8 protein-coding genes are annotated in these 9516 nt (G+C 62.9%); 5 read left to right on the top strand and 3 right to left on the bottom strand.

What is annotated here, in order from left to right:
• Positions 1-67: 67 nt before the first annotated feature.
• From VG320_RS15415 to VG320_RS15405, 3 genes are all read left to right on the top strand, one after another.
• Positions 68-952 (top strand): DUF1835 domain-containing protein, encoded by an 885-nt coding sequence (locus VG320_RS15415; protein ID WP_327200960.1) that lies wholly within the window; start codon positions 68-70, stop codon positions 950-952.
• A 28-nt stretch (positions 953-980) separates the two neighbouring features.
• Complete coding sequence (locus VG320_RS15410) at positions 981-1583, top strand: TetR/AcrR family transcriptional regulator (protein WP_327200959.1); 603 nt, start codon at positions 981-983, stop codon at positions 1581-1583.
• 262 nt (positions 1584-1845) lie between these two features.
• On the top strand, positions 1846-2511 hold the full coding sequence (locus VG320_RS15405; protein ID WP_327200958.1) for a GNAT family N-acetyltransferase: 666 nt from the start codon (positions 1846-1848) through the stop codon (positions 2509-2511).
• A gap of 58 nt (positions 2512-2569) precedes the next feature.
• Here VG320_RS15405 and VG320_RS15400 read toward each other — a convergent pair whose 3' ends face one another.
• Positions 2570-3070 carry an Lrp/AsnC family transcriptional regulator gene (locus VG320_RS15400; protein WP_327200957.1) on the bottom strand — a complete coding sequence of 167 codons (501 nt, stop codon included), beginning with the start codon at positions 3068-3070 and terminating at the stop codon, positions 2570-2572.
• 164 nt (positions 3071-3234) lie between these two features.
• Between VG320_RS15400 and hppD the strand changes: the two genes are divergently transcribed.
• Positions 3235-4332 (top strand): 4-hydroxyphenylpyruvate dioxygenase, encoded by a 1098-nt coding sequence (gene hppD / locus VG320_RS15395; protein ID WP_327200956.1) that lies wholly within the window; start codon positions 3235-3237, stop codon positions 4330-4332.
• A gap of 164 nt (positions 4333-4496) precedes the next feature.
• On the opposite strand, the gene VG320_RS15390 is transcribed toward hppD, so the two are convergent.
• Positions 4497-4682, bottom strand: coding sequence for a hypothetical protein (locus VG320_RS15390; protein ID WP_327200955.1), 186 nt, complete (start codon positions 4680-4682; stop codon positions 4497-4499).
• A 415-nt stretch (positions 4683-5097) separates the two neighbouring features.
• Between VG320_RS15390 and VG320_RS15385 the strand changes: the two genes are divergently transcribed.
• Positions 5098-8694: an indolepyruvate ferredoxin oxidoreductase family protein gene (locus VG320_RS15385; protein ID WP_327200954.1), complete on the top strand. Its 3597-nt coding sequence runs from the start codon at positions 5098-5100 to the stop codon at positions 8692-8694.
• An 87-nt stretch (positions 8695-8781) separates the two neighbouring features.
• On the opposite strand, the gene VG320_RS15380 is transcribed toward VG320_RS15385, so the two are convergent.
• The coding region (locus VG320_RS15380) for a phosphate acyltransferase (protein ID WP_327200953.1) at positions 8782-9516 on the bottom strand (735 nt) is incomplete at its 5' end.

Below are 9516 nucleotides of genomic sequence, written 5' to 3'. Positions count from 1 at the left end.
CGTCGGACGCACATCTGGCACTTATTCAGTCGTTCAAGGCGTTCATGGTGAACGCAACGAGTTGTCGATGACCACGATCCACCTCATCCACGGCGAGCCGGCAGCGGCCGCGCTGCGTCAGGCTCTGCAGGCCCAGAAGGCCGCCTGCCCCGCAGCCGTCCAGACAGCCGCGCACGTGATTGCGCTGGCCGACGACCTGACGGTCGGACCGCTGCGCGATATCGACGAGGCGGCCAACCCGGGCACCGCGCAGCGCGCCGCGTTCTGGCAGCGCGTGGATGGCGAATGTGGCGCCGCCGACGAGCGCGACCTTGCGCAGCAGACACTGGCGCAAGACGACTGCGCGGCACTGCTGGCCCTGGAAGCCGACGACGCCAACGTGGTGATCTGGCACACGCACGACGCCGCCGACCAGCTCACGCTGCGGCGCGCCTGCTACCGGCTGCGCAACGTCCCGCAGCGCCTGAACGAAGTGCGCCTGACGCCCGCCGATCTGGCCGGCACCCAGGATGAAGCCGCCGCCCGTCTGCAGGCGCGTCTGGCCGACCCCGCGCCAATCTCCGTGCTGCGCATCACGCGCCTTGCGCTCGAATGGCAGGAAGCCAAGTTCGCCAACGGCGAAACCCGCCGCTGGCGCGACAACACCTTCACAAGCGGCACCTGGGCTGATCTGGACGCTCAGATTCTCGATATCCTCGGCGCGGTGACGCCGCCCAGCGAATCCGGCGCGCCGTGGCTCACCTGCGACACGCTGGGCGCGGCGCTCGTGCGCGGCGGCGCGGGCTTTACGGTCGGCGAACCGGTCGTGCGCTGGCGTTTGCGCGAACTGGCGTCGGCGGGCGAACTGCGCCTGCGCGACGACCTGTGCGCCGCGCGCACCGGCGCGCAAGAACCCCGCGCCTCGCGCCCCATTCCGGTGCACGCCGCCGCGCATCTGTCCCTTTCCCGCTGATCTCCTGCCGAACCCTGCCTAAAACAACATGGCCCGCACCCGAGCGCCCGACCACGAAACCCAGCGCGACCAGATCCTCGAACTCGCCGCCGCCAAGTTCGCGCTGACGAGCTACCCGAGCACGTCGATGTCCGATCTCGCCGCAGCGAGCGGCACCTCGAAGGCGCGCCTGTATCACTACTACGAGAGCAAGGAAGCGATCCTGTTCGACCTGCTCGACCGCTACACGAAGCGGTTGATGCTGATCATCGCCGAGGTGGAAGGCGCCAGCCAGCGCCGCGGTCTGGACGAGCGCGAGTGTTTCGCCGAGTTGATCCGCGCGTTTCTCGCCGAATACGAGACTTCGCACAGTCGCCATGTGGCCCTGCTCAACGACGTGAAATACCTCGTGGACGCGCAGCGCGAGATCATCCTGAACCGCCAGCGCGACGTGGTCGCGGCCTTTACCCGCCAGCTCGCGCGCGCCTATCCGGGCCGCGTGACGGCGGAAAACCAGACGTCGCTGACGATGATGCTGTTCGGCATGATCAACTGGACCTTTACGTGGCTCAAGCCGGGCGGCCGCATGGGCTACCGCGACTTCGCCGAACAGGTGATCGAGGTCATGGATCACGGTCTGCAAAGCGCCTGAAACCGCTTCGAATGTCCGGAACATTTCGGGCCAGATTGATGCAGCGCAACATGGTGTGTAGTCACAACAGTTGACGCGTCAAGCTATCCAACTCGAATACGCATTAAAAATCAAAGATTTACGTGCTGAAATTTATTAATTAGGCGCAACATTCCAATCTGGAATTCGGGTTTTCCCTAGATCGACCCCAGGGTTTCCGCTAGAATTCGTTTTGCGGCGCATCATGCATGCGCCGTTTTTCGTATTCCAGGGAGGACCCAACATGACCCACATTTCGACCCAAGCCAACGAGCCGATCCTCGCATCCGCTCGTCCGCTCGCGTCCGGACATTCGCCGGTCATGGTGCGCGTTCTCACCTCCGCCGATCGCGAACGTCTGCTCGCGCACTTCCTCGCGCTCGACAGCGACGACCGCCTGCTGCGTTTCGGCCAGGCCGCGCCCGACCACGTGATCGAAAACTACGTGCGCTCGATGGACTTCACGCGCGACACCGTGTTCGGCGTATTCGACCATCAGCTGCAACTCGTGGGCGCCGGCCATCTGGCCTATCTGCCGGCGGACGGCAATGGCCGCACGGCCGAATTTGGCGTTTCGGTGCTGGAAAGCGCGCGCGGTCAGGGCATCGGCTCGAAGCTGTTCGAGCGCGCCGCCATCCGCAGCCGCAATACGCACGTCACCACGCTGTACATGCACTGCCTGTCGCGCAACTCGACGATGATGCACATCGCCAAAAAGTCGGGCATGAAGATCGAGTACGCCTACGGCGAAGCCGATGCGTATCTCTCGCTCGAACCGGCCGACCAGAGCAGCATCATCGCGGAAATGCTCCAGGAGCAAGCCGCCGTGTTCGACTACGCGCTCAAGCGTCAGGCGCGCCAGACCTCGAAGCTGATCGAAACGATGCTGCCGCAGGCCATCGCGGCGTGACTCCTGCCCGGCCGGGGTTGAAAGCGCATCAATAAAAAAGCGGCTCCGGCCGCTTTTTTTACGCCTGCGGAATGGGCAGCGCCGTGGTTTCCTTGAAGGTCTGCAGCGAAAAGCTCGACCTCACGTCGATCACCGACGGATGGTGCAGCAACTGGTCCTGCACGAAGCGCGAGAAGTGCGCCATGTCCTCCACCTGCACGCGCAGCAGGAAATCCATATCGCCCGTCATGGCGTGACACGCCACGACTTCAGGCCAGGTCTGCACGGCCGCGCGAAACAGCTCCGCGTGCGTGACGCCCTCGCGCCCCGACGCCGTCGGACCGCGCTTCTCCAGCCGCACGTTCACATAGGCCAGCAGATCCAGGCCGAGCATTTGCGCGTCGAGCAGCGCGACATAGGTGCGGATCACGCCGCTTTCCTCCAGCCTGCGGATGCGCCGCAGACAAGGACTAGGCGAGAGACTCACGCGATCGGCGATCTCCTGATTCGAGAGCCGTCCATTTTCCTGAAGAATCGCCAGAATCCGCCGGTCGATTGCGTCCAGTTCGATGCTCGCCATTTTCTGCCGTCCATTGATTCAATGAAGGCAGTTTATAGCCGAAATAGACGCGCCAGCGATTAAGTTCGCAAGTTTTCGCCTGAATCGCACGGCTACACTTTGTCGCACAGAATCCCGACTTAAAGCGCCAATTTCGTCGATCCGATCGACATCAGGAGACAAACATGCAGGTTCCCACCTGGGAAAATCCCGTCGGCACCGACGGCTTTGAATTCATCGAGTACACCGCGCCGGACCCCAAGGCGCTCGGCAAGCTGTTCGAGCGCATGGGTTTCACCGCCGTCGCGCGCCATCGCCACAAGGACGTGACGCTTTATCGCCAGGGCGATATCAACTTCATCGTCAACGGCGAGCCGGATTCGTTCGCCCAGCGCTTCGCGCGCCTGCACGGCCCGTCGATCTGCGCGATCGCGTTCCGCGTAGAGGACGCCGCCAAGGCCTACAAGCACGCGCTCGATCTGGGCGCCTGGGGCTTCGACAACAAGACCGGCCCGATGGAGCTGAACATTCCGGCCATCAAGGGCATTGGCGATTCGCTGATCTATTTCGTCGACCGCTGGCGCGGCAAGAACGGCGCGGCACCGGGCAGCATCGGCGATATCAGCATCTATGACGTCGATTTCGTACCGATCGAGGGCGCGGACCAGAATCCGGTCGGCCACGGCCTCACCTACATCGACCATCTGACGCACAACGTTCACCGTGGCCGCATGGCCGAATGGGCGGAGTTTTACGAGCGTCTCTTCAACTTCCGCGAGATTCGCTACTTCGACATCGAAGGCAAGGTGACGGGCGTGAAGTCGAAGGCGATGACGTCGCCCTGCGGCAAGATCCGCATCCCGATCAACGAGGAAGGCGGCGAGACGGCTGGCCAGATCCAGGAATACCTCGACGCCTATCACGGCGAAGGCATCCAGCACATCGCGCTCGGCACCAACGACATCTACGGCACGGTTGACGGCCTGCGCACCTCGCAGATCGCGCTGCTCGACACCATCGACACGTACTACGAGCTGGTGAATCGCCGCGTTCCCGGTCACACCGAGCCGCTGGACGAGCTGAAGAAGCGCAAGATCCTGATCGACGGCCTGCCGGAAGACCTGCTGCTGCAGATATTCACCGAGAACCAGATCGGCCCGATCTTCTTTGAGATCATCCAGCGCAAGGGCAATCAGGGCTTCGGCGAGGGCAATTTCAAGGCGCTGTTCGAGTCGATCGAGCTTGACCAGATCCGCCGCGGCGTGGTGCAGGACAAGGCCTAAACCAGCAAGGATTCAGCGGCGATAAATACAAAAAGGGCGAAGATCACGCGATCTTCGCCCTTTTTAGTTTTGAATCCGGCGCCGCACACCTACGGCTGCGGATTCAGGTGAATGGGATGCCGCGCGGATCAGCGCCACATCGTCGAAACCATGGATCGAACGGCTTAACGCTCGGCCTTCGGGGCCGGCGGCAGCGGGTTCGAATCAGCCTTCGCGCACAGCGTGTACTGCGCGCACGACGTCGTTGCATTCGCCGCGCTCAGGGTGCGGGCATTCGAATGCAGGGGCGCGCTCATGGCGAAGAACGCAGCCGAAACCGTCAGGAAGGTCTGGATATGTCGATTGTTCATCTTGTGTACTCCTTTTTTCAGACTTGCCTCTCACTGAGCAATCCACGTTCGCGCCCCAAAATTGGGTTGGCGCCACGCAGTTCGCTCAAGTGAGGGAGTTAGACAGGATATTCAAGAGCGGTTCCCTGACAGTGCAACATTTACACGTTGTTACGTCACACCCCATTCAGATACATCCTTTATTGCAATCGACCGACACGACTGTCACATAACCCAGCGTGACGGCCAGGAAAAATGCTGCAAAGCTTCAGATTTCGCCACTTTTGTGATGCAAAGCGGCGGGTTTGTCCGAGTGCTACTATCGAAAAAAAGACGCCAATATGGCGAGCCCGGCCAAAGCATTCACAAGATGCCAAGGCCACCCGAAAGTTCTGGCGATCCCACAACGGATTGGTTGGATGGAGGAAGACAAATAATGAATGCCCCGCTCGACGCAGGTCAGCGCGCTTCGCTTGAAGCCGCACTCGCTTCCGTCACGCTCGACGACAAATACACCCTCGAACGCGGTCGCGCGTACATGAGCGGTATCCAGGCGCTGGTCCGCCTGCCGATGCTGCAGCAGGAACGCGACAAGGCCGCCGGTCTCAATACCGCGGGGTTCATCTCCGGCTATCGCGGCTCGCCACTTGGCGGTCTCGATCAGTCGCTCTGGAAGGCGAAGCAGCATCTCGCCGCACATGGCATCGTTTTTCAACCCGGCGTCAATGAAGACCTCGCCGCGACCGCCGTCTGGGGTTCGCAGCAGGTGAACCTGTACCCGTCGGCGAAACACGATGGCGTGTTTTCGATGTGGTACGGCAAAGGCCCCGGCGTCGACCGCTGCGGCGACGTGTTCAAGCACGGCAACTCGGCCGGCTCCTCGCGTCATGGCGGCGTGCTCGTGCTCGCCGGCGACGACCATGCCGCCAAGTCCTCCACGCTCGCGCACCAGTCGGAACACATCTTCAAGGCCTGCGGCCTGCCGGTGCTGTTTCCGTCGAACGTGCAGGAATATCTCGACTTCGGCCTGCATGGCTGGGCGATGAGCCGCTATTCCGGCCTGTGGGTCGCGATGAAATGCGTGACCGACGTGGTGGAATCGTCGGCATCGGTGGAGATCGATCCGTATCGCACGCGCATCGTGCTGCCCGAAGATTTCCTGATGCCCGAAGGCGGCCTGAACATCCGCTGGCCCGATCCGCCGCTGGTGCAGGAAGCGCGTCTGCTCGACTACAAGTGGTACGCGGCGCTGGCCTACGTGCGCGCCAACAAGCTCGACCGCATCGAGATCGATTCGCCGCACGCGCGCTTCGGCATCATGACGGGCGGCAAGGCGTATCTGGACGTGCGCCAGGCGCTCACCGATCTGGGCCTCGACGACGAGACCTGCTCGCGTATCGGCATTCGTCTCTATAAGGTTGGCTGCGTGTGGCCGCTGGAAGCGCAAGGCGCGCACGCCTTCGCACGCGGTCTGGAAGAAATTCTCGTGGTCGAGGAAAAGCGTCAGATCCTCGAATACGCGATCAAGGAAGAGCTATACAACTGGCCCGACGCACAGCGCCCGCGCGTGTACGGCAAGTTCGACGAAAAGGACGGCGCCGGCGGCGAATGGTCCGTGCCGATGGGCAACTGGCTGCTGCCCGCGCACTACGAACTCTCGCCCGCGATCATCGCCAAGGCCATCGCCACGCGTCTGGACAAGCTCGATCTGCCGTCCGACGTGCGCGCACGCATCGCGGCGCGCATCGCCGTGATCGAAGCGAAGGAAAAGGCGCTCGCCAAGCCGCGCGTGCAGGTCGAACGCAAGCCGTGGTTCTGCTCGGGCTGCCCGCACAACACGTCGACCAACGTGCCGGAAGGCTCGCGCGCGATGGCCGGCATTGGCTGCCACTACATGACCGTGTGGATGGACCGCAGCACCAGCACTTTTAGCCAGATGGGCGGCGAAGGCGTGGCGTGGGTCGGCCAGGCGCCATTCACGAACGACACGCATGTGTTCGCGAATCTCGGCGACGGCACGTATTTCCATTCGGGGCTGCTGGCGATTCGCGCAGCGATCGCCTCGAAGGCGAACATCACCTACAAGATCCTCTACAACGACGCGGTCGCGATGACGGGCGGCCAGCCCGTCGACGGCGTGCTGTCGATTCCGCAGATCACGCATCAGGTGTTGTCCGAAGGCGCGAAGAAGATCGTCATCGTCAGCGACGATCCCGAAAAGTATCAGGGCGAACTCGCGGCGAAACTCGCGCCGGGCGTAACGATCCACCATCGCGATCAACTCGACGCGATGCAGCGCGAACTGCGCGAGATCCCCGGCACGACGATCCTGATCTACGACCAGACCTGCGCCACGGAAAAGCGCCGCCGCCGCAAGCGCGGCACCTACCCGGATCCGGCAAAGCGCGTGGTCATCAACGAGGCCGTCTGCGAAGGCTGCGGCGATTGCTCGGTGCAGTCGAACTGTCTTTCTGTCGAGCCGCTCGATACGGAATACGGCACGAAACGCCAGATCAACCAGTCCACTTGCAACAAGGACTACTCGTGCGTGAAGGGCTTCTGCCCGAGCTTCGTGACCGTCGAAGGCGGCCAGTTGCGCAAGCCGAAGTCGAGCAGCGTCGCCAATGATGCGATGCCGCCCGTGCCGACGCCCGACGTCCCTGCCATCGGCCGCCCCTACGGCGTGCTCGTGACGGGTGTGGGCGGCACCGGCGTGGTGACGATCGGCGCGCTGCTCGGCATGGCCGCGCACCTCGAAGCCAAAGGCGTAACCGTGCTCGACGTGACGGGTCTCGCGCAAAAAGGCGGCGCGGTGATGAGCCATGTGCAGATCGCCAACCGTCCCGCCGATATCCACGCCACGCGCATCGCCATGGGCGAAGCGAGTCTCGTGATCGGCTGCGATGCAATCGTGACGGCAGGCGACGATTGCGTCTCGCGCATGCAGGCGGGGCAAACGCATGTCGTGCTCAACAGCGCGGCCACGCCGACCGCCGAGTTCATCAAGAACCCGCAGTGGCAATTCCCCGGTTCGAACACGGAAGCCGACGTACGCGCGGCGGCAGGCGCCGACAACGTCGCCACCGTCGATGCCAACCGCTACGCGCTCGCGCTGCTTGGCGATGCGATCTACACGAATCCGTTCGTGCTGGGTTACGCGTGGCAAAAGGGCTGGCTGCCGCTCACGCACGAGTCGCTCACGCGGGCAATCGAGCTGAACGCGGTGCAGGTCGAGAAGAACCTCGCTGCGTTCGAATGGGGCCGTCGCGTCGCGCACGACCGCGCGGCTGTGGATGCGCTCGCGAAAAAGCCGGCCGGCGATCAAAACGCCGCGGGCGCGAAGATCGTCACGCTGCATTCGCCGAAGGCGCTCGACGCGCTGATCGACAAGCGCGCGCAGTATCTCGCCGCGTACCAGAACGAGGCTTATGCGCAGCGCTATCGCGCATTCGTCGCGGATGTGCGGCGCGCGGAAAGCACGCTCGATCACGCGGATGGCCAGCAGGTGCTCACCGAAGCCGTGGCGAAGAACCTGCACAAGCTGATGGCCTACAAGGACGAGTACGAAGTCGCGCGTCTTTATGCCGATCCGGCATTCGTCGAGAAGATCAAGGCGAGCTTCGAAGGCGACTGGAAGCTCAACTTCCATCTCGCGCCGCCTTCGTTCGCGAAGCACGACGACAAGGGTCATCTGCAGAAGAAGCAGTACGGTCCGCGCATGCTGACGGCGATGCGTGTGCTCGCGAAGCTCAAGTTCCTGCGCGGCACGGCGCTCGATCCGTTTGGCCGCACCGAGGAACGCCGTCACGAACGCGCGCTGATCGGCGAGTATGAAACGCTGATGCGCGAAGTGATCGGCGGCTTGAGCGAAGCGAATCTGCCGCTCGCGCTGGAGCTGGCGAATCTGCCCGACGCGATTCGCGGCTATGGCCATGTGAAGGAAAACAACCTCAAGGCCACGCGCGCGAAGTGGGCAACGCTGCTCGCGAAGTGGCGCTCGCCGGAAAACGGCGCGGCGCGGCACGCGGCTTGATGGTTTTTTAAAGCTGTAAAAAACAAAGGGCGCTCCGTTCATCACGGAGCGCCCTTCTTACTTCAGGCCCACATCAAGCGATCAGACTTACTTCGCCACGTTGGCGTTAGCCGAAGCCACCGCCGTCATGTTGATGATGCGTCGCACCGTCGCCGCCGGCGTGAGGATGTGCACCGGCTTCGATGCGCCCAGCAGGAACGGGCCAACCGTCACGCCTTCGCCGCCGATCATCTTCAGCAGGTTGTACGTGATGTTCGCCGCTTCCACGTTCGGCATGATCAGCAGGTTGGCTTCGCCCGTGAGCGTGGTGCCCGGGAACGACTGCTTGCGGATCATTTCCGACAGCGCCGCATCGCCGTGCATTTCGCCATCGACTTCAAGCTGCGGCGCGCGTTCGGCCAGCAGTTGGCGCGCAGCCTGCATACGCTGCGCCGTCGACGAACGCACGCTGCCGAAATTCGACGACGACAGCAGCGCGACCTTCGGCGTGATGCCGAATTTTTCGATTTCGCGCGCGGCGAGAATCGTCATGTCGGCGAGCTGTTCGGCGCTCGGCACTTCGTTCACGTAGGTGTCGCTGATGAACAGGTTGCGGCCCGGCAGCATCAGCAGGTTCATGGCCGCGTAGTTTTCGGCTTCCTTCGCCTTGCCGAACACCTGCTCGATAAACTTCAGGTGATAGTCGAAGCTGTTGAGCAGACCGCAGACCATGCCGTCGGCGTCGCCCAGATGCACGAGGATCGCGCCGATCAGCGTGTTGAACTTGCGCATCGAGGCCTTCGCCACTTCCGGCGTGATGCCCTGGCGCGCGCCCAGTTCGTG

It is taken from the genome of Paraburkholderia sp. (assembly GCF_035948235.1).
Taxonomy (GTDB): domain Bacteria; phylum Pseudomonadota; class Gammaproteobacteria; order Burkholderiales; family Burkholderiaceae; genus Paraburkholderia.
This window is presented reverse-complemented; position numbering and strand designations above follow the sequence as displayed.